Source organism: Dyella halodurans (assembly GCF_026283925.1).
GTDB lineage: Bacteria > Pseudomonadota > Gammaproteobacteria > Xanthomonadales > Rhodanobacteraceae > Dyella > Dyella halodurans.
Genome location: NZ_JAPDPF010000003.1, coordinates 361,083 through 386,585, shown reverse-complemented (window position 1 = coordinate 386,585; position 25,503 = coordinate 361,083). Strand labels below are relative to the sequence as shown.

At 63.6% G+C, this 25,503-nt stretch carries 16 protein-coding genes; 9 read left to right on the top strand and 7 right to left on the bottom strand.

Features of this window, described 5'->3' with window-relative positions:
- Window positions 1–318: 318 nt before the first annotated feature.
- Window positions 319–1,437, bottom strand: a complete 1,119-nt coding sequence (locus tag OUZ49_RS08490; protein WP_266149907.1) for a DUF3667 domain-containing protein — start codon at window positions 1,435–1,437, stop codon at window positions 319–321.
- Between the two features lie 128 nt (window positions 1,438–1,565).
- Between OUZ49_RS08490 and OUZ49_RS08485 the strand changes: the two genes are divergently transcribed.
- Both OUZ49_RS08485 and sppA read left to right on the top strand, forming a co-directional pair.
- Window positions 1,566–2,930: an MATE family efflux transporter gene (locus tag OUZ49_RS08485; protein ID WP_266149906.1), complete on the top strand. Its 1,365-nt coding sequence runs from the start codon at window positions 1,566–1,568 to the stop codon at window positions 2,928–2,930.
- Window positions 2,931–3,440: 510 nt separating this feature from the next.
- The gene (gene sppA / locus OUZ49_RS08480; RefSeq protein ID WP_266149905.1) at window positions 3,441–5,306 is read left to right on the top strand and encodes a signal peptide peptidase SppA; all 1,866 of its coding nucleotides are present in this window, start codon (window positions 3,441–3,443) and stop codon (window positions 5,304–5,306) included.
- Window positions 5,307–5,373: 67 nt separating this feature from the next.
- Here sppA and OUZ49_RS08475 read toward each other — a convergent pair whose 3' ends face one another.
- Both OUZ49_RS08475 and OUZ49_RS08470 read right to left on the bottom strand, forming a co-directional pair.
- Window positions 5,374–6,198 carry an ABC transporter ATP-binding protein gene (locus OUZ49_RS08475; protein ID WP_266149904.1) on the bottom strand — a complete coding sequence of 275 codons (825 nt, stop codon included), beginning with the start codon at window positions 6,196–6,198 and terminating at the stop codon, window positions 5,374–5,376.
- Between the two features lie 87 nt (window positions 6,199–6,285).
- A complete protein-coding gene (locus tag OUZ49_RS08470; RefSeq protein WP_266149903.1) occupies window positions 6,286–6,504 on the bottom strand; it encodes a hypothetical protein in 219 nt (72 codons plus the stop codon).
- 103 nt (window positions 6,505–6,607) lie between these two features.
- On the opposite strand from OUZ49_RS08470, the gene OUZ49_RS08465 reads away from it, so the two are divergent.
- Window positions 6,608–7,390, top strand: a complete 783-nt coding sequence (locus OUZ49_RS08465) for an SDR family oxidoreductase (RefSeq protein ID WP_266149902.1) — start codon at window positions 6,608–6,610, stop codon at window positions 7,388–7,390.
- A gap of 235 nt (window positions 7,391–7,625) precedes the next feature.
- Here the strand turns inward: OUZ49_RS08465 and OUZ49_RS08460 are convergent, their stop codons facing one another.
- Window positions 7,626–8,261 carry a DUF4124 domain-containing protein gene (locus OUZ49_RS08460; protein ID WP_266149901.1) on the bottom strand — a complete coding sequence of 212 codons (636 nt, stop codon included), beginning with the start codon at window positions 8,259–8,261 and terminating at the stop codon, window positions 7,626–7,628.
- A 14-nt stretch (window positions 8,262–8,275) separates the two neighbouring features.
- A complete protein-coding gene (locus OUZ49_RS08455) occupies window positions 8,276–9,220 on the bottom strand; it encodes a DegV family protein (protein ID WP_266149900.1) in 945 nt (314 codons plus the stop codon).
- Between the two features lie 410 nt (window positions 9,221–9,630).
- Between OUZ49_RS08455 and OUZ49_RS08450 the strand changes: the two genes are divergently transcribed.
- From OUZ49_RS08450 to OUZ49_RS08435, 4 genes are all read left to right on the top strand, one after another.
- Window positions 9,631–10,422, top strand: coding sequence for an AMP nucleosidase (locus OUZ49_RS08450; RefSeq protein WP_266150044.1), 792 nt, complete (start codon window positions 9,631–9,633; stop codon window positions 10,420–10,422).
- Window positions 10,423–10,863: 441 nt separating this feature from the next.
- Window positions 10,864–13,839 (top strand): TonB-dependent receptor domain-containing protein, encoded by a 2,976-nt coding sequence (locus OUZ49_RS08445; RefSeq protein WP_266149899.1) that lies wholly within the window; start codon window positions 10,864–10,866, stop codon window positions 13,837–13,839.
- A 909-nt stretch (window positions 13,840–14,748) separates the two neighbouring features.
- Window positions 14,749–17,709 (top strand): TonB-dependent receptor domain-containing protein, encoded by a 2,961-nt coding sequence (locus OUZ49_RS08440; protein WP_266149897.1) that lies wholly within the window; start codon window positions 14,749–14,751, stop codon window positions 17,707–17,709.
- A gap of 70 nt (window positions 17,710–17,779) precedes the next feature.
- The gene (locus OUZ49_RS08435) at window positions 17,780–19,612 is read left to right on the top strand and encodes a tetratricopeptide repeat-containing sulfotransferase family protein (RefSeq protein ID WP_266149895.1); all 1,833 of its coding nucleotides are present in this window, start codon (window positions 17,780–17,782) and stop codon (window positions 19,610–19,612) included.
- Between the two features lie 62 nt (window positions 19,613–19,674).
- Here the strand turns inward: OUZ49_RS08435 and OUZ49_RS08430 are convergent, their stop codons facing one another.
- Window positions 19,675–21,324: a tetratricopeptide repeat-containing sulfotransferase family protein gene (locus tag OUZ49_RS08430; protein WP_266149894.1), complete on the bottom strand. Its 1,650-nt coding sequence runs from the start codon at window positions 21,322–21,324 to the stop codon at window positions 19,675–19,677.
- Window positions 21,321–22,898, bottom strand: a complete 1,578-nt coding sequence (locus OUZ49_RS08425; RefSeq protein ID WP_266149893.1) for a tetratricopeptide repeat-containing sulfotransferase family protein — start codon at window positions 22,896–22,898, stop codon at window positions 21,321–21,323. Before OUZ49_RS08425 ends, OUZ49_RS08430 begins: the two co-directional genes overlap by 4 nt.
- Window positions 22,899–23,056: 158 nt before the next feature.
- Here OUZ49_RS08425 and OUZ49_RS08420 point away from each other — a divergent pair, with 158 nt between their 5' ends.
- Together OUZ49_RS08420 and OUZ49_RS08415 are read left to right on the top strand one after the other, a co-directional pair.
- On the top strand, window positions 23,057–24,379 hold the full coding sequence (locus tag OUZ49_RS08420) for an aspartyl/asparaginyl beta-hydroxylase domain-containing protein (RefSeq protein WP_266149892.1): 1,323 nt from the start codon (window positions 23,057–23,059) through the stop codon (window positions 24,377–24,379).
- A gap of 159 nt (window positions 24,380–24,538) precedes the next feature.
- Entirely contained in the window at window positions 24,539–25,501 is a 963-nt protein-coding gene (locus tag OUZ49_RS08415) for a quinone oxidoreductase family protein (RefSeq protein WP_266149891.1), read from the top strand.
- Window positions 25,502–25,503: the final 2 nt, after the last annotated feature.

Sequence of the window (25,503 nt, the reverse complement as noted above, 5' to 3'; positions counted from 1 at the left end):
TGGCAGGGGTCTTTTCCATTTATCCACAGCATCTGTGGATAAGTCTGTGGATGTGACGTTGAGGGAGTGCTGTAACGCGCATGAAAACGGCCTTCATGACGCTCTGCGCAAGTTTTAACCACGATGAAATAGTCTTTAAATTCATGCAGTTAAAATTTTTGCTCGGCTGGCGTTCATACAACTGACATAGGCATGAGACTTGCCTTGACAGCCATGTGACGCTGTGTAAAACCCATACGCGAAGCCTTCTGCCCGCCCGCAAACCCTGCGCCGCTTGGCAAATCTTCTGTGATGCAAATCACAAAATGGGCAGGGGCGTCAGCGCGTAGAACCCAACAGCGCAGCGAACGCCAGCGCGTAGCCGAGCAGCCACACATAGCACCAGCCGGCGAACAGGTATTTCACCGAGGTCATGAACCAGCCCTGGCGGTAGACGCGCTTCTGCATGATCAGCAGATAGACAGGCACCCAGGCGAACAGCACCCAGCCGATAAAGGACAGCGGCAGGCCCACCCAGGCTGCATGGGGTACCAGCCAGCTGCGCAGCAGGAGCAGCAGCATGCCGAGCAGCAGCGCCAGGAACATGAAGGCGTGGCTGTGCAAGGCCACGATCAGGTGTTCCATGTAGAGCCTGCGCTTGAAGATGTACATCAGCTTCAACAGCAGGGCGAACATCGGCAACAGCAGGAACATGGTCTGCGGCAGCACGGCGAAGGTGCCGGATAGCACCCGTTCGGTCGCCTCGGCGCCTTCTTCGCCGCCGGCGCTGATGCTTTTCACATTGGCCGTGGCATGGGCGAGCGAGCGCGTGAGGCTGGCGTTCATGCCGTCGGGCAGCCAGGACAGGTGGACCTGGTGGGATTCCAGGATCCAGCCCTTGGCGTCAGGGTTTTCCAGCGGCATCGCGCCAAGCTGGGCCAGGCGATGATTGGCGTGGTCGCGCTCGACCGACAACGCCTTTTTCAATGCCTTGCCCTGCAGCTCGGTGCCATCGGCGGCCTTCACGCCGGCCTGGCGCAGCTGCTCGTAGTGCGCGCGCACCGCCTCGGGGGTGTTGTCCTTGGCGAACTCGGCGGTGCCGGCGCTGGTCGTGGTGTCGAATTTGACGAAACCGAGGTTGTCCATCGCCAGGTGGCACAGAAAGAACGCCAGCAGGCACAGCACGAACATCAGGCGAAACGGCGGCACGTAACGTTGGCGGCGGCCGGAGAAGTACTCCATGGTGAGGAAGCCCGGCCGGTACAGCAGCGGCGGCAGCGTATGCACCACGCGGCCATCCACGTGCAGGATCATTTCCAGCGTGTCCTCGACCATGTGGTGCATGGGCCTGAGCACGCCGTGGATCGATTGCCCGCATTCGTGGCAGAACTCACCCTGCATGGGCGTGCCGCAGTTGGTGCAGTGCACGCCCTCGAACGACACCAGTTCCTTCTTCATGTGTCTTCCCCGAGTTCAACAAGCGAGCGATCTTGGCACAAGCGGGTGACGCCAGGCACCTACGGCCAAGCGGGGTGCCGGCCTGGTCGGTGGCTCCTGTAGACTCCACGCCCCAGGAGTCCCCTTTCATGAAGTCTTTTCGCCCCGATCGCGCCAGGGTGGCGCACGAGGTCGGCGCCACGGTGCGTCTCGCCCTGCCTCTGATCGCTGCCCAGCTGGCCGCGGTGGGCCCCAATTTTGTGGATGCCGTGCTCGCCGGCCATTTGAGCGCGCACGTGCAGGCTGCCGTCACTACGGCGGTCAGCATCTGGGCGCTCGCGCTCGTCAGCGGCATGGGCATGATGATGGCCGTGCCGCCCTCGGTGGCGCAGCTGGATGGCGCCGGCCGTCGCCATGAAGTAGGCGCCGTCTTCGTGCAGGCCCTGTGGCTGGCCTGGGGCATGGGCATCGTGCTGTGGTTCCTGGTACGCCACGCGTCGCCGATGTTGGACTGGATCGGCGTGGTGCCGACCTTGCGCACCGACGTGACGCACTTCCTGCACGCGATCAGCTGGGCGGCCCCTGCCTTGACCAGCTATTTCGCGCTGCGCGGCCTGTCCGAGGGCCTGTCGATGACGCGGCCGTCGATGTACTTCAGCTTTGGCGGCCTGTTGCTGCTGGCACCGCTGGGTTACGTGATGATGTATGGCCGCTTTGGCCTGCCGCAGATGGGTTCGCTGGGTAGCGGCATCGCCACCGCCATCGTGCTGTGGCTGGAGATGATCGGCTTCTCCATCTACGTGGCCAAGCATCAGGCTTATCGCGACCTGGGCCTGCGTGCCGGCGTGGCCTGGCCCAACCCCAGGATCCTGGGCGAGCTGCTGAAGATCGGCGGCCCCATGGCGGTCACCTTGCTGGCCGAGGGCGGTCTGTTCGTGGCCGTCGCATTGGCGATTGCGACCCTGGGCGAAACCGTGGTGGCCAGCCACCAGGTGGCGCTGAGCGTGGCCACCGTGGCCTTCATGGTACCGCTGGGCTTGTCGATGGCGATCACCGTGCGCGTGGGCAATGCGGTGGGTCGTGACGATGCGCGGGGCGTTCGCTACGCCGGTTTCTGCGGTATCGCCCTGGCGCTATGCGTGCAGTCGGTATCCTCCAGCGTGATGCTGGGCATGCCGCACCTGCTCGCGCGCCTGTACACGCATGACACGGCGGTGATTGCGCTTGCCGCGCAGCTGATGGTGCTGGCGGGCCTGTTCCAGTTCTCGGATGGCATCCAGGTCACCTCCAATGGTGCCTTGCGCGGGCTCAAGGACACGCGCGTGCCGATGGTCATCACCTTGTTCGCCTACTGGGTCGTGGGCATGCCGGTGGGCTGGTGGCTCGCATTCCACCTCGGCATGGGTGCACGCGGCATGTGGATGGGCCTGATCGCCGGCCTCAGCATGGCCGCCGTGTTGCTGTTCGCGCGCTTCTGGCGCAACGCGTTTCATGGGAGCTGGCGGCGGCGCTGAGCGTTTTGGGCGGTCCCGCCGCGCTTTGGCCCCTTCTCCCCTGCGGGGAGAAGGTTGGGATGAGGGGCGGGTGCTCGCGACAGCGCTACAACTGAGCGTGGCTGCAAGGGTGCCGCTTACGCAGCGGGCGTTCCGAACCGCTGCCGCGGACCGGGTCACTTTTCTTTTGCTGGCCCAAAAGAAAAGTAACCCAAAGAAAACGGCCTGAAGGGCTCATAGCATTCCGTGGGATGCGAGCCTGACGGGCAAGGCCAGCCAGATCGGTGGCGGCCCACGGCCGACACACAGCGGCTACACCGCAACGCGCCAAGGCGGAGAGGGCTTAAGGCGTCGGCGGCGTGGTGGCCATGAAAACAGGCGGGTGATATGACCCGTCGATGCGGTGTCGGGGGTATTTGCGAATCGCTCAGTGGGGAGAAGGAGCCGGCGTCCATCCCATGGGTCATCAGCACCACATGACCTTCACCGCGCGAACGGCTACGCTGTTGCGGACATTTTGAGGAACTTCGCATGACGGAGCGTCGCCCCAACGGCTTTTGGGCCTTTCTCTGCGTCTTTGGGCGCGGCATCAACGTGGTCAGGCTGGTCATCCTCAACCTGGTCTTTTTCTTCGTGCTGTTCCTGTTGCTGCTGGTGCTGGTCGCCGGCTTCATCAGCAGCCGTGCCGATCGCGTGGTCCAGAACGACAGCGTGCTGGTGATCAAGCCGCAAGGCGAACTGGTCGAGCAATACAGCCTTGATCCGCTGCAGCGCGCAGTGCAGACGCTGTCGGGCAACGCGCCCAAGCAGGTGCAGCTGCGTGATCTGGTCGGCGCCATCGACGCGGCGGCCAAGGACACGCGCATCACGCGCATCCTGCTCGAGCCCGGTGACATGCAGGGCGGTGGTTTCGCCGCACTGCGCGAAGTCGGCGCCGCGCTTGATCGTTTTCGCGCTGCCGGCAAGCCGGTGATCGTATGGGCCGCGGATCTCGACCAGGGCCAGTACTACCTTGCCGCACATGCCGATCGCGTGCTGGTCGATCCGCAGGGCGGCGTGATGATTACCGGCCTCGCCAACTATCGGCTGTTCTACAAGAACCTGCTCGACAAGCTCGGCGTCGACGTGCACCTGTTCCGCGTGGGCCAGTTCAAGAGCGCAGCCGAGCCGTACATCCTCGACCATGCCTCGCCCGAAGCAAAGGAAGCGGACAGCTTCTGGATGGGCGGCTTGTGGGATACCTACATCAACGAAGTGGCGAAGCTGCGCAAGCTCGACCCCGCCACCTTGCGCGCCGACATCAATGGCCTGCCTGAGCAGATCGCCACTTCGCGTGGTGATCTCGGTCAGCTTGCGCTAGCCCAGCATCTGGTCGATGGCGTGGCCACGCCGGCCGAGCTGGAAGACATGATGCGCAAGGAAGGCGTGCCTGCCGGCAAGAAGGGCGAGGGTTTCCGCCAGGTATCGTTCCAGCGTTACTCCAGCAACCTGCCTAGCGACGATGACACGTTCACCCCGGGCGTATCCGTGGTGGTGGCCGAGGGTGAGATTTCCGGCGGCAAGCAGCCGCAGGGATCCGTCGGCGGTGAATCCACCGCCAAGCTGATCCGCGATGCGCGCCAGGACAAGCGCACCAAGGCCCTGGTGCTGCGCGTCAATTCGCCGGGTGGCGAGGTGTATGCGGCGGAGCAGATTCGTCGCGAAGTCGCGCTGACGCGCGCTGCCGGCATTCCCGTGGTGGTGTCGATGGGCAATGTCGCCGCCAGCGGCGGCTACTGGATCTCCATGAATGCCGACCGCATTTATGCGCAGCCCAATACGATCACCGGCTCGATCGGCATCTTCGGCATGGTGCTCACCGTGCCGGGCACGCTGGACAAGCTTGGTGTCCGCAGTGATGGCGTCAGCACCAGCCCGCTGGCCGGTGGCTTCGACATCACGCGTCCGCTGGATCCCAAGGCTGGTGGGGTAATTCAGGCGATCATCGAAAAGGGCTACCGCGATTTCGTCGGCCAGGTAGCGAAGGCGCGTGGGAAGCAGTACGACGCCGTCGACACCATCGCGCAGGGTCGCGTGTGGACCGGGCAGCAGGCGCTCGACCGTGGCCTGGTCGATCAGCTGGGCGGCCTGGGCGAGGCGGTGGCTGACGCGGCCTCCCGCGCGAAGCTGGGCAAGAGCTACGCCGTGCGCTACGTGGAAGAGCCGCTCGGTGGCTTCGAGCAATTCCTGGTGGGGCTCAACGACAACGTGATGGTGCAGACTGCACAGGCCTATGGCCTGCACCTGCCGGCATGGGTTGCGCAGATCGACACGATGGCGCCGGAACTGAAGTTGTTGCGCAACGCCAAGGCCGGCCATCCCAACGTCTACGCCTATTGCTTCTGCTCGCCACGCTGAGTTCTTGCACGGCATGCAACTGTTGGAAAGCCCCGCCCGAAGCGGGGCTTTCCATTCCTGCGCTGTGCTACTCGATTGCTGCGCTGTAGTAGTCGCCCAGCCGCTGCACGCGTACCGGCATGCCAAACGTTTTGGACAAGGCGGCATCGGTAAGCACCTCGGCCTTGTCGCCGTGCTGTACCACACGGCCATCACGCAATAGCGCAACCTGGGTGATCTCCGGCAGGATCTCCTCGATGTGATGCGTGACCAGCAGGAGCGTCGTGCCGCTGCGCGCCAGGTGGCGCAGGCTTTCCAGGAAGCGTCGACGGCTGGCGATATCGAGGCCGGCACAGGGCTCATCGAGCAGCAGCGCGCGCGGGCGGTGCACCAGGGCGCGTGCAATCAGCACGCGCCGTGCTTCACCGGTCGACAAGCTGGCCATGCTGCGTCCACGCAGATGTTCCGCGCCTGCGTGGACCAAGGCTGCGTTGGCGCGCTCGCGCATGGACTCGGTGACGCGATGATCGAGTCCCAGGCGCCGCGCGGCGAAGAAACTCGATAGCACCGCTTCGGAGACCTCCAGTGCAGCGTCGCTGGTGCAGTCGTCCTGCAATGAAGGCGAGACGATGCCCAGAAGTCCGCGCAACTCGGATACATGCCAACGATCGCGATTGAACACGCGCAGGGAGGCACGCCCGTCGCCGCGTGCCAGTGGATAGATCTCGCGCGTGATCAGCCGCACCAGGGTGGACTTGCCGGCACCGTTGGCGCCGAGGATGGCGGTGTGCTCGCCCGCGTTGATGCGCAGGCTGAAGCGATCGAGGATAAGACGATCGCCGCGCATCACGCTGGCGTCGTCGATCTCCAACAGGGGCACGCAGCCCAGGTCATCGGGGAAAGGGGCGTTCATGCCGGGAACAATGCCCGTTTGGACGTCGATTTGCCAAGTCCCCCTTAGAGCGTGAACAGGCTCTTATGGCATGGCCATGCGGGGCGGCTATTGCTGGGCCGCTTCCATCGCCTGGCGCTGCTTTTCGGCCTGCTGGTCGGCTGCCTTCTGCACGTCGCGGGCGCGTTGTTCGTCCTTCTTCATGTTGTCCCATGGCGTGGCGACGCGTGCCGTGCTGGCAGCCGCCGGCTGGGATTCCGGCGCAGGCGGCTTGCCGGAGCAGGCGGCGAGGGCACACAGGCAGAACATCGGGGCGAGCCATTTCATGGACGATCCTCGTTGGGGTCCAGCGCAGTGTTGCGCCTGACGATACGGGCGGCAAGCGCCCGTCCGGTTGGCGGAAGGCTGGGGCAGGTTCTAAGCTCTGCGCATGAATAGTCGCATCGACGCCTGGCAGCTGCAGGGCCATACCGCATTGATCACCGGTGCCAGCAAGGGCATCGGCTACGCCGCCGCGCGCGAACTGGCCGGCCTTGGTGCCAACCTCCTGCTGGTTGCGCGCGATGTCGACTACCTCGAACAGGTACGCGTGGAGTTGGTCGACGATTATCCCGGCATCGAGGTGCTGGCCTTCGGTGCGGATCTGAGCGAACAGGAAGAGCGGCTGGCAGTATTCGATTGGGTGGCCGATCTCGGCGCGCCGCTGTCGTTGCTGGTCAATAACGCCGGCGGCAACCAGCCCGCGTCGACGCTGTCCTATCGCGAGGACGAATACCACGCCATCTTCGAGCAGAACGTGTTCTCCGCCTTCGAGATGTGTCGGCTGGCCCATCCGCAGCTCGTGCAGCATGCGAACGCGGCCATCGTCAATGTGGGATCGGTCTCCGGCGTGACCCACGTGCGCACGGGATCGCCTTATGGCATGAGCAAGGCGGCCTTGCATCAGCTCACGCGCAACCTGGCGGTGGAGTGGGCCTCCGATGGCATCCGCGTGAACGCGGTGGCGCCGTGGTACATCCGCACGCAGCGTTCGGAGCCGGCCCTGGCGAACGATGAGTATCTGGACGAAGTGCTGGACCGCACGCCACTGCGCCGCATCGGCGAACCAGAGGAAGTGGCCGCGGCGATCGCCTTCCTGTGTCTGCCGGCGGCGAGCTACATCACCGGCCAGGTGCTCGCGGTCGATGGCGGCTTCCTCAACTACGGCTTTTGATTGCAGGCTTATCCACAGCAGGTGTGGACAGTCACCGGACAAGCCTGTGGATAGGCACGGCAAGTGCCTGTCAGTGCGACGATTTCATCATCCTGCTCAGTCTGGCGTCACGCGCCGCGCGGTTTTCCACAGGGTTTGGGGAAAGGCTGGGAGCAAGCCTGTGGAAAAGTGCGCAAGCGCTTTGTGTGGCAGTGACTTGCATGACATTGCGCAAAAAATGCGCAACGTGTGCTCCTCAGCAGCCGCGTAACTGCTCGCGCAATTCCCGCTCGCGTTTTTCCAGCGGTGGTTGATCGCTCTTGAATGCGCGCCTGAGCTTGGTCTCGGTGGCATCCAGTGCTTCGCGCAACGCGTGGCAGGTTTCCTGTGGCGTCAGTTCGCGGCACTGGTCCTGGACCCATACGTAGTAGTTGGCGATCAGCCCCGGCCGGATACGGCCACGATTGAGTTCGGGTGCGGATGCACCGGCGCTGTTGGGCGGTCCATAGACCTGCGACAGTGGCAGTGAGCCGGCGCCGAGGATGCCGTAGGGCACCTGGTAGGGTTGCGGGTCACCGTTGTCGCTGAGATAGGTCTTGCCATCCGTGGCGCTGATGCAGGTGTACATCAGCGGCAGGGGAGGCAGTGGTTCGACTGGCTCGGGTGGCGGTGACGGTTGCGCCGCGACGGTGGCCGCGGGGGCTGGCGTTGGCGCCGGACGCAGCACAGGCTTGGAATCATCCAACTGCAAGGTCTGCTGGTGCTGGGTCCCGGGACAGGGCTTGTCCTGATAGATCGCCCGGCCGTCGGCCGTAGTGCACTTGTAGGCCGTGCCGGCGACGGCCGGCAGGCCAGCGCAGGCGAGGATCACCAGGACCAACAGACGGATCATGCGGGAGCCTGCTCTTAGAATTCGGCGACGTGTTCCTCGGCGGCAAAACCCAGGGTCACGGCGCCCTCGCCTACGTTGACCATGCCGGTGATGCTCATGGGGGCTTCCATCAACTCCACGCTGCATTCTTCGCAGGCTGTGCGCAGTTTGGCATAGCCCGGCAGCTTGGCGAGTTCCGCCAGGTCGCCGCCGTAGCTGACGCAGACCACCGGTACCAGCAAGCCCGCGCGCACGCGTTCGGCCGCGTAGTTGAACAAGGTCTCGGCACCATGATCGAAGCCGCGGACCTTGCCGACCGGGCCGGTATCGCCGCGATAGCCGCGCAGCAACGGCTTGATGTCCAGGGCCGAGCCAAGCATGGCGCTGAACAGGCCCACGCTGCGATCACCCTTTTTCTTCGCGCGTGCGCGCAGGTAGTAGAGGTCGCGCGGCAGCATGTAGCCGTAGGAATTGTTGGCGATATAGGTCAGGCGCTCGCGGATGGCGGCTGGTGTCTCGCCGGCCTCGATCAGCCGGATGGCCTCGACGATGGCCGGTGCCGAACCCGCGAACAGATTGCGCGTGTCGATGACGCGCATCAGGAAGGGGCCGGTGATGCCGTTTTTCTCGCGCACCGCGCGATAGTTCTTGAGCACCGCGAAGCTTGCCTTGATCACGTGTTCGTTGATCGGGCTGCGCGTGGCGGTGATGGTGAGGCAGAACACGCAGTCCTGCTCCAGCACCAGTTTCTCGAGAAACAGCTTTTGTACTTCCTCGACGGAGCAGGGCTCGGTCTCGGCCGAATGGCTGCGACTGCCAAGATTGCGATCGAGGAATCGATGCAGTTCGACTTGGCTGCGATTGTCGAGGAAGACCTCGTCATCGACGCGCACGGCGATGGGCATCACCGCGATATTGTGTTTCTGAAGAAACGCCTGCGGTATATCGCAGGACGCATCGATGGCTAACCCCATCCGCATCATCTCACCCCCCAGTGAACGGCACGGCCAACATAGCATGCGCCGTGAGGACTGCCGACCCCGACGAATGGGTGATGATCTGCTGTGCGCTTTCAGGGTGGCCAGGAGCTGGAACGCAAAGCGCTGCGGCAGCCGTCGCGGCTGTCGATACGTATCGGCGCTGGAAGCACGCACTTTAACGACCGCGGCGCTTTTCGCCGGTTTCACGCAGTGCAGCATGAGCGCGGCATCGACGATGCCGACTACGCGAGTGTGCGGGTCACTTCGATGACGGACCTGACGCTGGGGGAATTCAGTCCCGATTGCCGGTGCCCGCGGGTAAGATGCGCGCACCGATCTGGCATCTTGCCGGCGTGGCGTCGCCGGTAACGCGCAGCAGAGCCAAGGCTGCGCCGACCTCATGGGGTCTTATGAAGGACAAACAGGAAATCGTCTCCAACTGGTTGCCGCGCTATACCGGCACGCCACTGGAGCAGTTCGGCCAGCACATCCTGCTGACCAATTTTGGTCATTACGTGGAACAGTTTGCGCAATGGCACGGGGTGGACGTGCAGGGTCGCGATCGACCCATGCCCAATGCCACGGCCGACGGCATCACGCTGATCAACTTCGGCATGGGCAGCCCCAACGCCGCCACGGTGATGGACCTGCTCAGCGCCATCCGGCCCAAGGCGGCGTTGTTCCTCGGCAAATGCGGTGGCGTCAAGAAGAAGAATGCCATTGGCGACCTGGTGCTGCCGATTGCCGCCATTCGCGGCGAAGGCACCTCCAACGACTATCTGTTGCCGGAAGTCCCCGCCCTGCCAGCCTTCCAGCTGCAGCGCGGCGTCTCGACCACCATTCGCGACCTCGGCCACGACTACTGGACGGGCACGGTGTACACCACCAACCGTCGGGTCTGGGAACACGATGAGGGTTTCAAGGAGTATCTGCGGCGCACCCGCTGCATGGCCGTGGATATGGAAACGGCCACCATTTTTGCAGCCGGCTTCGCCAACAAGATTCCGTGTGGCGCCCTGTTATTGGTCTCGGATCAGCCGATGATACCCGAGGGTATTAAAACCGAGGCCAGCGACCGTGGCGTCACGACGCAATTTGTCGAGCGGCATATTCGCATCGGTATCGAGGCCTTGAAGCTGGTCCGTCGCAATGGACGCAGCGTGAAGCATTTGCGCTTTGAGGACGACGCCGGCTTCGACTGAGTGGCGGTCACGCATAAATAAAGAAAGCGGGTCGGGCGCCATAAGGCGCCCGGCCAGGCGTCACCGTTTTTTCACCGTGGATTCACTGCAAACCCATGATTGTCTGCGGATAGCGGACGGAACCTCTGCGCCTGCCGGATTAACAAATCAAGTCACATCGAAATTAATTACGAATTAATGAAGAGTGCGTGAAGATTCACGAAATATAATCCGAAAATGTAATTCACATAACCTACACATAATCGATATTTTATTCGTTCACATTTAATTCCAGCGATTATTTCTTGCTGTATAGATTTTATTGACTATCTGTAAGTAAAGCGTGATAAATGCCGGGCGCTTAGGCCTCTGGCTTATCCCTATTGTTCGGGTGAATTTGGCGCGGGTTTGGGGCGGGGACTTTTCCCAAATCCAGTCACACTAATAACGGGAGGGTGTCTCATGAAGTTCGGGGAAAACAAACTTTGTAAGTCGGTGCGCCTGGCGCTGTCTCTCGGAATGCTCGCAGCGAGCGTCTATGGCCCCGCAGCTTTCGCGCAGGATGCGCAGTCCGCTACGCCGCCACCCCCGCCACCGCCGGACCAGGCCAAGAGCAAGACCCTGGAAACGGTCACGGTGACGGGTTCGCTGATTCGCCGCGTCGACGTCGAGACGTCCAGCCCGGTCGTGACGATCGACCGCTCCCAGATCCTGGCTAGCGGCAAGCAGACCCTGGGCGACCTGGTGCAGCAGTTGCCGGCGATGACCGGCGGCAACGTCAACCCACAGACCAACAACGGTGGCGGTACCGGCGGTTCGAGCATCAACCTGCGCGGCCTGGGCTCACGCCGCACCCTGATCCTGGTCAACGGCCAGCGCCTGCTCAGCAAGGATCCGAACGCCATTCCGGTCGATGCGATCGAGCGCATCGAAGTGCTGCCGACCGGCGCTTCGGCGACCTATGGTTCGGATGCCATCGGTGGCGTGGTCAACTTCATCCTGCGCAAGAACTACCAGGGGGCGACGTTCACCGCCAACGTGGGTCAATCCGACCGCAATGACGGCGACCAGACCGGCTATAGCTTCACTTTCGGGCAGACGTCCGACAAGGGAAACATCATGGCCGGCATCAGCTACAACAAGCAGGACCCGGTCTTGGCGGCCAATCGCGACTTCTCCAAGAATGCGCTGTCCCTGATAGGTAACGACGTCATTGTCGGTGGTTCGTCGTCCACGCCGGTGGGCTATATCCAGTTGCCGGGCATTAACCCGGACGGCACGTTTGCGCCGGGAAGTCTGGCAGCGCAGTTCAACTGCTCGCACGTATCGCTGACCAAGGGCGGTAACAGCCAGGTCGTCAACTCGGCGAACTATCACTGCTACGGCAATGCCGACAAGTACAACTATGCGTCGGTCAACCTGATCATGACCCCGCAGGAGCGTACCAGCGGCTACATCTTTGGTGACTACCACCTCGCTGACCACGTGACCGCCTACGTGGATGCCATCTACACCAAGACTTCGTCCAACTTCCAGTTGGCACCGGCGGTCTATGGCACGGACACGACTGGCGCGAACATCAATGCCGGCAATGCCTTCAACCCATTCGGCGTGACCTTTGGGACCTCCGGCAACCAGTTCCGTTCACGCCTGACCTCGAACGGCTTCCGTACGGCGGCGAGCGGCAGGAACGACGCCCAGATCAATGCCGGCTTCAAGGGCGATTTCACCGTCTGGGAGAAGAACTGGAACTGGGACGTCGGCCTCAACTACGGCCATGAGAGCATCGTGACGACCACCGGTGGCCTGGTCGACCAGAGCCTGTTGTATACGGGACCGTCCGCGATTGGTGCGGATGGCCTTGCGGTGGCGACCAATGGTGGTACCTGTCCGACGGTGGCGGCCTGTCAGTTCAATCCGTTCGACATCAATACTCCAGGCTCGATAGCGGCGATCAAGGGAGCGGACGTGGTGGCCCCGTCCAATTCCTATACCATTGAAAAGACCTGGCACGCGGGCCTCAACGGCGAAGTGGTGAACCTGCCCGCCGGCGCGGTGCAGCTGGCCGTGGGCGCGGAGTACCGCACCGAGTACCAGCGCACCATTCCCGCGCCGCAGCTGGTCATCGATCCCACCACCGGCACCTGTGCCCTGGGCAGCCAGTGCCTCAGCGCCGTGCAAGGTGGCTATAACACCAAGGAAATCTACGCCGAAACGTTCATCCCGATCCTCGCCGGCATGACGGGCGTGCAGTCGCTTAACCTGACCATTGGTAGCCGCTACTCGAAGATCCAGACCTTCGGCAGCACCAACAACTTCAAGTTCGCGCTCGAATGGAAGCCGATCGACGACCTGTTGGTGCGTGGCACGATGGAAGACGTCTTCCGCGCGCCCAACCTCACCGAGCTGTACACCTCGGCTTCTGATGCCCCCTTCATCCATACCGACCCGTGTACGGGTTTCACCGGCGCTCCGGCAGGTTCGCCGCTGGCGCTGGCCTGCCAGTACGTGCCCCCCAATGGCACGTTCGTCAACAGCTCCGTGGCGTCGCAGACACAGGCTTCCACCGTCATCCAGGGCGCCCGCGTGGCCGGCTTCCCGGTCAAGCCGGAACACGGCACCTCGTATGACTTCGGCCTGGTGTACAGCCCATCGTATGTGGCGGGTCTGTCTACCACGTTGGACGTCTGGCGGGTGCAGCTGAGGGATACGATCGTCAACGTGGGCCTGCAAAGCCTGCTCAACCTGTGCGCGGCCGGTCAGACCATCTATTGCCAGTACATCCACCGTACGCCCAGCGGCCCGAATGCGGGTCAGCTGTTGCAGTCCACGGTGGAGCCGGTGGGCAACCTGGGTAGCCTAGCCACGTCCGGCATCGACTGGCAGGCGAACTACAAGCTGCCGCAATTCTCGTTCGGCCAGTTCAATGTCGGTGTCAATGCCACCTACCTGAAGTACTACACGCAGGAGACCGCACCGGGCGTTGCCGGCAATATCACGTACCAGAATGCCGGTCGCTTCCTGCCATTTGGTTCGGCTCAAGCCGCCGCCTGTCCCGACAATACGGGCGTCTGCCTGTTCCCGCGCTGGCGTGCACAGGGCTTCGTGGATTGGCAGCAATACGGCTGGAGCGCCCAGTGGCGCATGCGTTGGATCGGCAAGTTCTCCAACGGCGGTGCCGCGGGCTCCCAGTACGACACGCAGCCGAACTTCGTCTCGGGCACGATCCTGCACTACGGCTCGACGATGTATAACGATGCGTCGATCGGCTACAACATCGCGCCGATCAATACGCGTGTCGACTTCGGCGTCAACAACATCTTCGACAAGCAGCCGCCGATTCTGTACGCGAACAACACGCTCAATGCCAACACCGACCCGAGCGACTTCGACCTGATGGGGCGTTATTACTACGCTCGCGTAACGGTCAAGTTCTAACTCGACAGCGGTAGCGTCAACCTCGAAGGGCCGCGTGGATAATTCACGCGGCCCTTTTTCATGTTCCCCATAGATATGCGTTGCCGTTGCAGCCGCTCGCGGGACAGTCGGCATTGAGGGGTAGCGGCAGGCGAGGTCGGGCGGGGACGCCGGTGTGCACCTGGACCGTCCGCGAGCACGCCACCAAACATTCCCAGGACCCCACTGGCGTCCAGTTGCGCGGGCCGCGTTGGGCGATGAATCGCGGCCGCGAGTCTTGGTCCCGTTGCGGAGCGCGATGCGCCCTGGCCGTGGCTATCCCGAGCCTCGGATAGGCGGGCCAAGGCCATTTTTACCCTGCGCTGGCCATCGAGATGGCTGGTGGAGGCCATCTCGGGCCTGGAATCCGCCCCCGAAACCTGAAGGAATCAAAAACCGAAATGAGCCATGTCGGTACGGCAACGCAATTTATTGGGTGCCGCATACGCATCGGTATTGATGCAGTGAAGCGGCTACGTCGCCCTTTCCGGTGTGCACGAGGCCGTGCTCGGGAGTGTGTGGGGATGTCCTCGTTAAATCATTGTAAATCAACAGCATGGGGCTCGTTCTGAGTTCACGCTGCGGGCGCTGCCAGCGCTCGATCCATTCCTTTGCGAGCGCGGCGGCCCGATCGCGGCCCCCGCGGTGCAGCGCGCAGTGCCGGCCTTGCCCGGTCAGGAGAGTCGGCGCAAGTCGCAAAGCTTTGCGATTATGCGTGGGAAAATACCGTTGCACAATGTATAAATTTTGTTGACTATTCGTAAGCAGAGCGCAATAAAATGCGTAGCGCTTTGACTACAAGATCTCCCTGCGATGGGTGAGTAGGGCGCAGGTTTGGAGCGGGGATTTTTTCCAAATCCAGTCATAAATAAATAACGGGAGGGTGTCTCAATGAAGTTCGGGGAAAATAAACTGTGCACGTCGGTGCGCCTGGCTCTGTCGCTGGGTGTGCTTGCTGCTAGCACCTACGGCACTGCCGCTTTCGCGCAGGACGCGCAGACCACCAGCGAAGCTCCGGCGCCGACCAAGAGCAAGACGCTCGAAACGGTCACCGTGACCGGTTCGCTGATCCGCCGCGTCGACGTCGAGACGTCCAGCCCGGTTGTGACCATTGACCGCGCCCAGATCCAGGCTACCGGCAAGCAGACGCTTGGCGACCTGGTGCAGCAGCTGCCGGCCATGACCGGCGGCAACGTCAACCCGCAGGTTAATAACGGCGGTGGTACCGGCGGTTCGTCCATCAACCTGCGCGGCCTCGGTTCGAAGCGCACGTTGATCCTGGTCGACGGCCAGCGCCTGCTCAGCAAGGATCCGAACGCCATTCCGGCGGACGCGATCGAGCGCATCGAAGTGCTGCCGACCGGCGCCTCGGCGACCTACGGTTCGGACGCCATCGGCGGCGTGGTGAACTTCATCCTGCGCAAGAACTACCAGGGTGCCACGTTCTCCGCCAACGTCGGTCAGTCTGACCGTAACGACGGCGACCAGAGCGGTTATACCTTCACTTTCGGACAGACGTCCGACAAGGGAAGCATCATGGCCGGCCTGAACTACAACAAGCAGGACGGCGTCCTGGCGGCCAATCGCGCGTTCTCGAAGAACGTGATCAGCCTTTCGACCAGCGGTCCGTTCTTCGGCGGCTCGTCGTCCTCGCCGGTGGGCCGTATCCAGCTCCCGGGCACGCTTGCGAATCCGGCCAAGGGCATTGCTGCCTCCGGCCTCGCTGGCGAATTCGGCTGCACCCAGGTCGCGCTGAGCCCTGGTGGTAACAGCCAGGTGGTCAACACCACCAACTACCATTGCTTCACCCATGCCGATCGCTACAACTATGCGGCCGTCAACCTGATCATGACCCCGCAGGAGCGTACCGGCGGCTTCATCAATGGTGACTACCACCTTGGTGATCATGTCACGGCTTACGTTGACGCCATCTACCAGAAGACCTCGTCCAACTTCCAGTTGGCACCGGCGGTGTACGGTACGGCTTCGACGGGTGCAGTGATTGCGAAGGACAACGCGTTCAACCCGTTCGGCGTGCAGTTCGGTTCGGGCGGCAACCTGTTCGCATCGCGCCTGACCTCGAACGGCTTCCGCCAGGCCTTCACCGGCAGGAACGACGCCCAGATCAACACCGGCTTCCGCGGTGATTTCACGGTTTGGGACAAGAACTGGAACTGGGATGCTGGCATCAACTACGGCCACGAAAGCATCGTCACCACGACGGCTGGCCTGGTTGATCAGTCCAAGCTGTACACGGGCTCCTCCACGATTGGTGCGGACGGTCTTGCAACCAGCCCCAATTGCGTCAGCGTGGTGCAGTGCCAGTTCAACCCATTCGACATCAACACGCCAGGCTCGGTCGCCGCGATCAAGGCGGCTGACGTGGTTGCCCCTTCCAATTCCTACTCGATTGAGAAGACCTGGCACGCGGGCATCAACGGTGAAGTGTTCACGCTGCCGGCCGGTGGCGTGCAGCTGGCCGTCGGTGCCGAGTACCGCACCGAGTACGAGCACACTGTTCCCGCACCGCAGCTGGTGATCGATCCGACCACCGGTAGCTGTACGCTGGGTAGCCAGTGCCTCAGCGCCGTGCAGGGTGGTTACAACACCAAGGACATCTACGCCGAAACGTTCATTCCGGTCCTCGCCGGCCTGCCGGGCGTGCAGTCGCTTAACCTGACCATTGGCAGCCGCTATTCGAAGATCCAGACCTTCGGTAGCACGAACAACTTCAAGTTCGCCCTGGAATGGAAGCCGTTCGACGACTTGCTGCTGCGCGGTACGATGGAAGACGTGTTCCGTGCGCCGTCCATCAGTGAGCTGTACTTCTCGGGTTCGGATGCTCCGCTGATCCATTCCGATCCGTGTACCGGTTACACCGGTGCGCCGGCTGGTTCGCCGCTGGCCCTGGCTTGTAAGAACGTCCCGACCGACGGCTCGTTCCAGAACGAACTGATCGTCAACAACAACCAGGCCACGACCGTCGTGCAGGGTTCCCGCGTGGCCGGCTTCCCGGTCAAGCCGGAGCACGGCAAGTCGTATGACTTCGGCTTCGTGTACAGCCCCTCGTATGTGCCGGGTCTGTCCACCACGTTCGACGTCTGGCGCGTTAACCTCAATGACACCATCACCACGGTGGGCCTGCAGAGCCTGTTGAACCTCTGCGCTGCCGGTTCGACCCAGTACTGCCAGTACATCCAGCGTCAGGCTGGCGGTACGAACGCCGGTCAGCTGCTGGCTTCCACGGTGGAGCCGACGGGTAACCTGGGCAGCCTGAGCTCGAGCGGTATCGACTGGTCGGCCAACTACAAGCTGCCGCAGTTCTCGTTCGGCCAGTTCAACGTGGGCGTCAACGCGACCTACCTGAAGTACTACACCCAGGAAACCGCACCGGGCGTGGCAGGCAATGTCACGTACCAGAACGCCGGTCGCTTCCTGCCGTACGGTTCCGCGCAGTCCGCTGCGTGCCCGGACAATGCCGGCGTCTGCTTGTTCCCGCGCTGGCGTGCACAGGGTTACGTGGATTGGCAGCAGGGTGGCTGGAGCGCCCAGTGGCGTATGCGTTGGATCAGCGGCTTCAGCAACGGCGGTGCCGCAGGTTCGATCTACGACACGTTCCCGGATGGTCAGTCGGGTACGATCCTGCACTACGGCTCGACGATGTATAACGACGTATCGCTCGGCTACAACATCGCACCGATCAATACGCGCGTGGACTTCGGCGTGAACAACCTGTTCGACAAGCAGCCGCCGCTGCTGTACGGCAACAACACGCTCAACGCCAACACCGACCCGAGCGACTTCGACCTGATGGGCCGCTATTTCTGGGCTCGCGTGACGGTCAAGTTCTAAGTCGTAGCTTTAAGCGTTAACCTTGAGGGCCGCGTGATGTTCACGCGGCCCTCTTTTTTTGTGTGGTGCCATGGCTACCAACGAACTTTCCCAGATAACCGCAGCGATTCACGCGGGCCAGCCTGTTGAAGCCGAGCGGCTCTGCCGGGCCGCCTTGTCCGCGCATCCGCGTGACGAAAATTTGCTGCTCCTGCTAGCCATGAGCTTGCAGCTACAGCAACGCCTGGAGGAAGCGCTGCCGATTTATGCCGAACTGACACGGCTTTACCCGAGCAGCAGCGTGCACTGGAACAATTACGCGACCGTTCTGCTTGAGGCCGGCGCGCAGGAGCAGGCGCAGGCGGCCTATGTGGAAGCGGTCCGGCTTGATCCGGCCAATGTGACGCCGAAAAACCAGCTGGGACTCTTGCTGATTGATCGACGCGACTATCTGGCTGCTCGCGACGTATTACTGGACGCCGTGGCCTTGGCTCCGCAGTCGCCAGAGATACGCATCAACGCCGCCCGGGCCTGCCTGCTTTGCCAGGATGCCGAGGGTGCCCACGACCTGCTCAGGCCGTGGCGCAGCTGGCTGCCCTTGAACAACGACGAGCTTCAAGTGAGCCTGGCCCAGGTGATGACACTCAAGAACGCCGTGCCCGAGGCGGCTGGGCTGCTGGAGGACCTGCTCGCCAGGCAACCCGGTCATCTGGATGTGAGGCTGTTGCTGGCCACCCTGTACGAGCGGCTCAATCGGCTGGGAGAAGCCGAAGCGATTCTATTGCCGGTGGTCGACAGCGGGGCCGGTGCGAGCAAAGTCCAGCGCAACGAAGCGGACCATCTGCTCGCCACGCTGGCGCTGCGCAGGAAGGACCCGGCCGGCGCAAAGCAGCTGCTGGAGCAGAGCGGGCCGCAAGGCGATGACGACTTCGCTCACTATTTCCAGTTGGCGGCGGCGTGCGACAAGCTGGGGCAAGTGGAGGAAGCCATGTCGGCCCTGCGCGAGGCCCATCGCTTCGAGGCTCGCGAGAGGCGCTTCGACTCGCCGGAGTATTTCACACCCGACGCACCTGCCATGCCGGTAGACGCGCCGCTGGTGTCTGCCGAACAGTACGCTCGCTGGCCGCAGCTGATCGCCCCGGAGGCACACGACTCGCCCATCTTCGTGGTGGGCTTCCCGCGCTCCGGCACGACCTTGCTCGAGCAGATGCTGGATGCGCATCCCGGCCTGCAATCGATGGACGAGAACCCGTTCTTCAATCGCCTCGCACTCACATTGCGCAATCACGATCCTCGTATCCTGGAAGACCTTGGTGTCCTGCGGCAATACGACTGCGATGAGCTGCGCAAGAGCTACCACGCCATGGTGGCCGAACGCATCCAGCGTCGAGCGGAGACGCGCCTGGTCGACAAGAATCCATTGAACATGCAGTGGTTGCCGATGATCCATCGGCTGTTCCCCGAAGCAAAGATCATCCTGGCCTTACGTCATCCCTGCGATGTCATTCTCAGTTGCTACATGCAGAGCTTCCGCTCCAGTGGTCTGGCCGCCGCCTGCAGCACGCTCGATCGTCTGGCGCACGCTTATGTGGAGACGATGACGCGCTGGCTCGAGCAGGTAAACATTTTCCAGCCGACCGTACTGGTGTCGCGTTACGAAGCGCTGGTGGAGGACTTCCCGCAACAGACCGCGCGTATCGCCCAGTTCCTCGAATTGGAGGATGTCTCACCGATGTTGCGCTTCGACCAGCATGCACGCAACAAGACCTACATCGGTACGCCTAGCTACTCGCAGGTGATCGAACCCGTGAATCGCAAGGGGATGGGGCGCTGGCACAAGTACCAGGCGGATATCGAACCGATACTGCCCATCCTCGAGCCGATGTTGCGCCACTGGGGCTATTCCGCCGAAGTGAGTGGCTGAGTCTCGCGCTGCCGTACCGGTGATCCTCGCATCGGCCGGCAACGTCAGTCAGCACTGTCCCTTCAGTGCTCGGGAATCCGCAACAGTTCCGGTAAGTATGGCGCGTAATCGCGCCAGCGTCCGGCGGAACGCGTATGCACCGGTTGGCGCGCCTGCCACGCACTGGCCGTGCTGATGCCACGGCCTTGCTGCGTAGACTCGAGGGACGCGGCGGCGGGCAAGCCCAGCCATTCGGCCAGCGCAGCCACGCCATCGTCAGGCGCCGCCACCAGCGCCTCGTAATGCACGGTGCGGATCGACGCAGGATAGCGTTTGCACCAATGCGCCATCAGCCGACGGCAACCCTGGATCACCGTGGCGATGTCGTTGAAGTCATAGGCGTAGTCGTGCGCCTGGTCGTGGAACGATTGCGACCATAGCGACAGCGCGGTATCGCGTGCATCGCGCTCGCAATGGATGATGCGAGCGTTCGGCCAAAGCGCCATGATCAGATCGATGTGCAGCAGATTCAGCGGCTGCTTGTCGATGTACCAGTGGGCGTTCGAGTCGTCCTGGCGCAGTTGCGTGGCGTAGAGCGCAGCCGCCTCCTCGAACGGTTTGCGTTCGCTCGCCGGAGTCAGCGAGAGTCGTTGGGCGATCACCTGCAGCCAGCCCAGTTCACCGCGATTGCATACCTGCGGGTGCCGCGCGATCAGCTCCGCCAGCAGGGTGGTGCCGGAGCGCGGCACGCCCACGATGAACACTGGCGTCCAGTCGGCGGGCGAGGGCAGCGTCCATGAATAGGCGGGGGCGGTCAGGCGCGCCTCGACGGCGCGCTTCCACTGCTTGCGTGGCCAGGCGCGGGCGGCGTGCGCGCGCGCATTGGCTTCGCTGAAATAGCGCGCGGCCTGCGCATGGTCGGCAAGGTCATCATGCGCCTTGCCGAGAGCGAACAGCGTCGTCGTGCGTGCCTGCTCACTCAACCCGGGGCGCCCGAGCACCTCGCGAAACAAGGCAAAGTCGGGGTGATCGGCGTCGCGGTAACGCTGCAAGCCGGACAAGCCGATCGGGATGTTCCATTCCACGGCCCGTACGTCGTGGCTGAGGGCGAAGTCGTAGTGTTCGCGTACACGCTCGAACTGGCCTAGCTGGATGCCGAGCATGCCCGCATAGGCATGCAGGCGTGGGTCCGCGGAGCCCGCGGCGATCGCCATTTCGCAGATGCGCGAGGCGTCTTGTGGACGTCCGTAGTCGTCGAGCATTTCCACGGCCTGAATCACCGTGTCTTCGTCATGCGGGCCGTGCTCGAACAGCTTAAGCATGGTCTCTGCAGCAGCCTGCATGCGGCCTTGTTCGCGCAACAGGCGCACCAGCAGAAAGCTGGCCGCGATATCGCCTGGATGCCCCGAGAGCCAGTCGCGCAATCGTGCTTCGGCCTGCGCCTGTCGTTGCATCTGCCAGCAAAGACCCGCGAGCCCGAGGGTAAGGTCGGCAGAAGCGGGATAGCGGGCGGTCGCGGCTGCGAATACTTCCATGGCCGCTTCCAGCTCGGTGCGCAGCACCAGGGTTCGGCCGCATTCCAGCCAGGCCTGTTCGGAGGCCTCCGCCAGCGCATCGATCAGTGATTGACGAGCTTGTTGCGGCGAACCCTGGGCGAGCTGCTGATCGTAGAGGGCCAGGGCATGTTCGCTCACGTTCGAGGCCTGCGCCGGGATGCCTGCGGACACGCTCATGCCTGGAACGGTGGCAGGTTCAGTGCCTTGCGCAATGGATCGAGCAGGCTGCCATAGCGATGCGAGCGGGCCGTATCGCGGCGCAAGGGCTGGCGCACCTGGGTGGCGCTGGGCGAGCGTACGTCACGCACGTTCTCATGGAAATTCAGGCAGGCCTCCTCGTACGGCAGCTGGCAGAACGCCAGCAGCTCGCGGATCTGCGGCTCCGCATCGGCAACCAGCGCTTCGTAGCTGTTTTCGCGGACAAACCCGGGGTGCAGCGCGGCGCTGCGCGTCACGCTGCGATTAAAGTCGCGCCAGAAACTGGCCAGGTCGTCGAAGGTGCGGCTGTAGCCGTTGCTGTAGTCGAGCTGCTGGCGATAGCAGGAGAAGCAGGTCTCCAGCGGATCGCGTCGGCAGACCACGATATGGGCGCCCGGCAACATCGCACGGATGGCGCCGATGTAGATCCAGTTGTTGGGCAGCTTGTCGGTGAAGACCGGACGCTCGCGACGCCAGTGCACGGTGCGCTCCAGATAGCGTTGCCCCAGGCGCTGCCAGTCCGGTGCCTGCATATCGCCAACCCACTGCGGGAATGGCTTGCCGCGGCGGCGCGATTCCTCGGCCAGCACCTGCGGCAGGTCGGGCAGTTCACCGGCACCTTCCACTTGCGAATGCGAGGCGAGGATCTGTTCGATCAGGGTCGAGCCGGAGCGCGGCAGGCTGACGATGAAGATCACCTCGCGGCCCAGCGCATCGGCAGCAGCGGGAGGGGCCGGCTCGAACGCGCTGGAAATCGCCGCGACGCTGTTCGAGAACGCCGCCGCATTCCAGGTCTGCTGCCGGCGCGCGATGGTATTCGCCGTCGCCAGGGCGCTGAGCGATTCGTCGTAGCGGCCCGCGTCGTCCAGCGCCTTGGCCAGGGCAAAGCCGATCGCGGTGCGATCGTGTTCGCTCGCCTCCGGGCGCTGCAATGCGGCGCGCATCTGTGCGACATCATCCTCGCTGAAGCGCTGCGTCTTCAGATCGGCCAGGCCCCACCAGGCCATGCCCGCGGTGGGATGCTTGGCGATCAGCGCGCGGTACTCCGCCGCGGCTTCCGTCACCCGCCCACGCGTGCGCAGCAGATCGGCGAGCAGCGCCCGTGCGGCGACATGGTCGGGCGCCAGCGCGATGGCGCGCTGCAGGGCTTTCACCGCTTCCTCGTTGCGCACGCATTTGGTCAGCATGATGCCGAGGTTGTACCAGGCCAGGGCGAGACCGGGCTGCAGCTCGCAGCTCCGACGCAGGGCCTGGATCGCCGCCTCGTATTCCCCACTGCTGCCCAGCAGCGAACCCATGGTGTTGTAGTAGAGCGGGTCCTGCGGGCGTTGCGTCAGCGCACGCTGCATGGCCCGGATCGCGTCCTGATGCTCGCCGCGCAGGCTATGCACACCGGCCTTCATGCGCAGCACTTCGGGGTGGTCCGGATAAGCGGCCAGGGCAGCGGACAGATGCTGGTCGGCCTCGGCCACCCGTCCGGCGTCAAGCGCCTGCCCGGCGATCATCACGTGTTGGGTGGCGGCTGGTCCCAGACCTTGTAGACGCGGATTCATCAAAACCCCTCTCAGGACGGTGTTTTCGCAGCGCACCATCTGGCGGGCGCCACGATGCGTACGGCCTCTCAAAACGCGTCTATTATGCCCATACCCGCCGCGACGAGGCCGGCGGTCTTTCCATGGGGTAGTAACGGGGCATGGCAGTAGATCAGACGATGAATGGCGGGATTCAGGCAGGTGCCGCGGCACTGCGCGAAATGGCGGTAAACGGATTGCGGCAGGGAGACGCCATGTTGGCGGAGCAGTCTTTCGCCCGGCTGCTCGAGCTGGTTCCCGGCGATGTGGAGGCGCTGCAGTTCCTGGCCAGCCGCCACCTGGTGCGTGGGGACGCCGTGCGTGCCGTGGCCATGTTGCTGACCGCCGAACGGGCACGACCCGATGCGCCTGACACGCTGCATCAGCTGGGCGCAGCCCAGATGGCGACGGGTGATCTGCAAGGCGCCCTGCGTAGTTTGCGGCGCTGTCTGCAACTGGCCCCCCAGATCTTCGTGGCCCGCTTGCGTCTGGGCATCACCTTGGAGCAGTTGGGCGAGACGCATGGCGCACTGCTGGCTTACTTCGGCGCCGTCAACGCCGCGCAAACGCAAGGCCGCTGGTTGAACGATGCGACGACGGCGCCAGGCTTGCAGGGGGCGGTGAAGCACGCCATCCAGTTCATCGACGCGGGTCGACGCCCGGTGTTCGATGCGGTGCTGGAGCCGTTGCGGCAGCGCTACGGACGCGCCGAGCTGGCGCGAGTCGAACAATGCCTGGCCATCTATCTTGGCGAACAACCGGCGCCCTTGCCTGATCCGCGGCAAAAGCCCAAGTTCCTGTATTTCCCTGGCGTGCCCAGTCAAACCTATTACCCGACCTCCCGCTTTCCATGGCAAGCCGAGCTGGAAGCCGCGACCGCAGCGGTCCGCGAGGAGCTGATGGCGGTGCTGGCGGAGAATCAGCCGTTGCAGCCGTTCCTGGGCGAGCGCTCGCCGGAGGAGCTCAAGGAACATCTGCGTTCGTCCGGCAGCCAGGCGGCCGTGTGGGATGGCTACTTCTTCTATCGGCATGGCGAACGCTATGACGAGCAGTGCGCCCGCTGCCCGCGTACGTCAGGTCTGCTCGACTCGCTGCCGCTGGTGCGCATTCGCGACCACGCGCCGGAGACCTTGTACTCGGTGCTGCGTCCGGGTACCCACATCCTGCCGCATCGCGGCGTCACCAACACGCGTCTGGTCACGCACCTGCCGCTGATCGTGCCGTCGGACTGCGCGATCCGCGTCGGCGGGGAGATTCACGAATGGCAGGAAGGGCGCTGCGTCACCTTCGACGACACCTTCGAGCACGAAGCCTGGAACAACAGCAACGAGACGCGCGTGGTGTTGATCCTGGATAGCTGGAACCCGGACCTCACGGACGTCGAGCGCCTCGCCGTGACCGACCTGGTCGAGGCCATCGGAGACTTCAACCGGGCCAGCGAAGTACCGGTCCCGACCGGCTGAGCCGGCGCGGGCCACGCGCAGATCGGCTTGACCTGAGACACGTCTGGTGAATGGCGTGTGCTGTGATCGTTTGCGCGCCAGCGGAACGGAGAAGGGCCAGCCTGAAGGTCAAGGCTGGCATCCTTGGCTGCATCCGATGTCGTTTTGAGGAATCTTTCCATGCATGCTCTGACCTTCGATCGTTTTGGCGCCGCCGATGTGCTGCATTGGTCGGAACAGCCCGATCCCGTGCCCGGCCCTGGGCAGGTGCGCGTGCGCATGCGCAGCGTTGGGCTCAACTTCGCCGATGTGTATCGCCGCAACGGCAACTACCACCTCAGCGGCTCGGCACCGTGGACGCTCGGGTACGAAGGCGCTGGCGTGGTCGAAACGCCGGTGCCAGGCGACCAGCTGTTCCCCGCGGGGACCCGCGTCGGCTTTGCCGACATGGCGCACGCCAATGCCGAGCTGGTCGTGGTCGACCGGGATCGCCTGATTCCCTTGCCCGACGACATCGATTTCGACACCGCCGCCGCCGTGCTGCTGCAGGGCCTGACCGCGCAGTACCTGGTGACCGACAGCTTCATGGTGCGACCGGACGACGTGGCCGTGGTGCACGCCGCCGCGGGCGGCGTGGGCTTGTTGCTGGTGCAGATGCTGAAGTCGCTCGGCGCAGTCGTGCTGGGCATTGCCTCCAGTGAAGCGAAGCGCGACGCGGTGATTGCCGCAGGTGCCGACGTGGCCGTCGGCTATGACGCCTGGGTCACGGCGGCCAGGGAGCTCTCGGGCGGGCATGGCGCGGATGTGGTCTACGACTCCGTCGGGCGCACCTTGGGCGATAGCCTGGCGGCGGCACGCATCGGCGGCACCGTCGTGTTCTACGGCATGGCGGCGGGTGATCCCGATCCGGTCGATCCGCGCCTGCTGATGGACCGCTCGCTCACCCTCACCGGCGGCGACCTGTGGAACGTGTTGACCGGCCCCGAGAGCCGCAGGGAGCGGGCTGCGGCGCTGTTTGAGCAGCTGCGTTGCGGCGCCCTCAAAGCCCATATTGCCGCGCGCTTTGCCCTGCGCGATGGCGCCCGGGCGCATGCGTTTCTGGAGAGTCGCGCCGCGATCGGCAAGGTGCTGCTTACGCTCTGAGA

What these genes read in the sequence shown, in the direction of transcription:
- OUZ49_RS08490 (WP_266149907.1), bottom strand. Translation starts at nt 1,437, where the DNA reads ATGAAGAAGGAACTGGTGTCGTTCGAGGGCGTGCACTGCACCAACTGC.
- OUZ49_RS08485 (WP_266149906.1), top strand. Translation starts at nt 1,566, where the DNA reads ATGAAGTCTTTTCGCCCCGATCGCGCCAGGGTGGCGCACGAGGTCGGC.
- sppA (WP_266149905.1), top strand. Translation starts at nt 3,441, where the DNA reads ATGACGGAGCGTCGCCCCAACGGCTTTTGGGCCTTTCTCTGCGTCTTT.
- OUZ49_RS08475 (WP_266149904.1), bottom strand. Translation starts at nt 6,198, where the DNA reads ATGAACGCCCCTTTCCCCGATGACCTGGGCTGCGTGCCCCTGTTGGAG.
- OUZ49_RS08470 (WP_266149903.1), bottom strand. Translation starts at nt 6,504, where the DNA reads ATGAAATGGCTCGCCCCGATGTTCTGCCTGTGTGCCCTCGCCGCCTGC.
- OUZ49_RS08465 (WP_266149902.1), top strand. Translation starts at nt 6,608, where the DNA reads ATGAATAGTCGCATCGACGCCTGGCAGCTGCAGGGCCATACCGCATTG.
- OUZ49_RS08460 (WP_266149901.1), bottom strand. Translation starts at nt 8,261, where the DNA reads ATGATCCGTCTGTTGGTCCTGGTGATCCTCGCCTGCGCTGGCCTGCCG.
- OUZ49_RS08455 (WP_266149900.1), bottom strand. Translation starts at nt 9,220, where the DNA reads ATGCGGATGGGGTTAGCCATCGATGCGTCCTGCGATATACCGCAGGCG.
- OUZ49_RS08450 (WP_266150044.1), top strand. Translation starts at nt 9,631, where the DNA reads ATGAAGGACAAACAGGAAATCGTCTCCAACTGGTTGCCGCGCTATACC.
- OUZ49_RS08445 (WP_266149899.1), top strand. Translation starts at nt 10,864, where the DNA reads ATGAAGTTCGGGGAAAACAAACTTTGTAAGTCGGTGCGCCTGGCGCTG.
- OUZ49_RS08440 (WP_266149897.1), top strand. Translation starts at nt 14,749, where the DNA reads ATGAAGTTCGGGGAAAATAAACTGTGCACGTCGGTGCGCCTGGCTCTG.
- OUZ49_RS08435 (WP_266149895.1), top strand. Translation starts at nt 17,780, where the DNA reads ATGGCTACCAACGAACTTTCCCAGATAACCGCAGCGATTCACGCGGGC.
- OUZ49_RS08430 (WP_266149894.1), bottom strand. Translation starts at nt 21,324, where the DNA reads ATGAGCGTGTCCGCAGGCATCCCGGCGCAGGCCTCGAACGTGAGCGAA.
- OUZ49_RS08425 (WP_266149893.1), bottom strand. Translation starts at nt 22,898, where the DNA reads ATGAATCCGCGTCTACAAGGTCTGGGACCAGCCGCCACCCAACACGTG.
- OUZ49_RS08420 (WP_266149892.1), top strand. Translation starts at nt 23,057, where the DNA reads ATGAATGGCGGGATTCAGGCAGGTGCCGCGGCACTGCGCGAAATGGCG.
- OUZ49_RS08415 (WP_266149891.1), top strand. Translation starts at nt 24,539, where the DNA reads ATGCATGCTCTGACCTTCGATCGTTTTGGCGCCGCCGATGTGCTGCAT.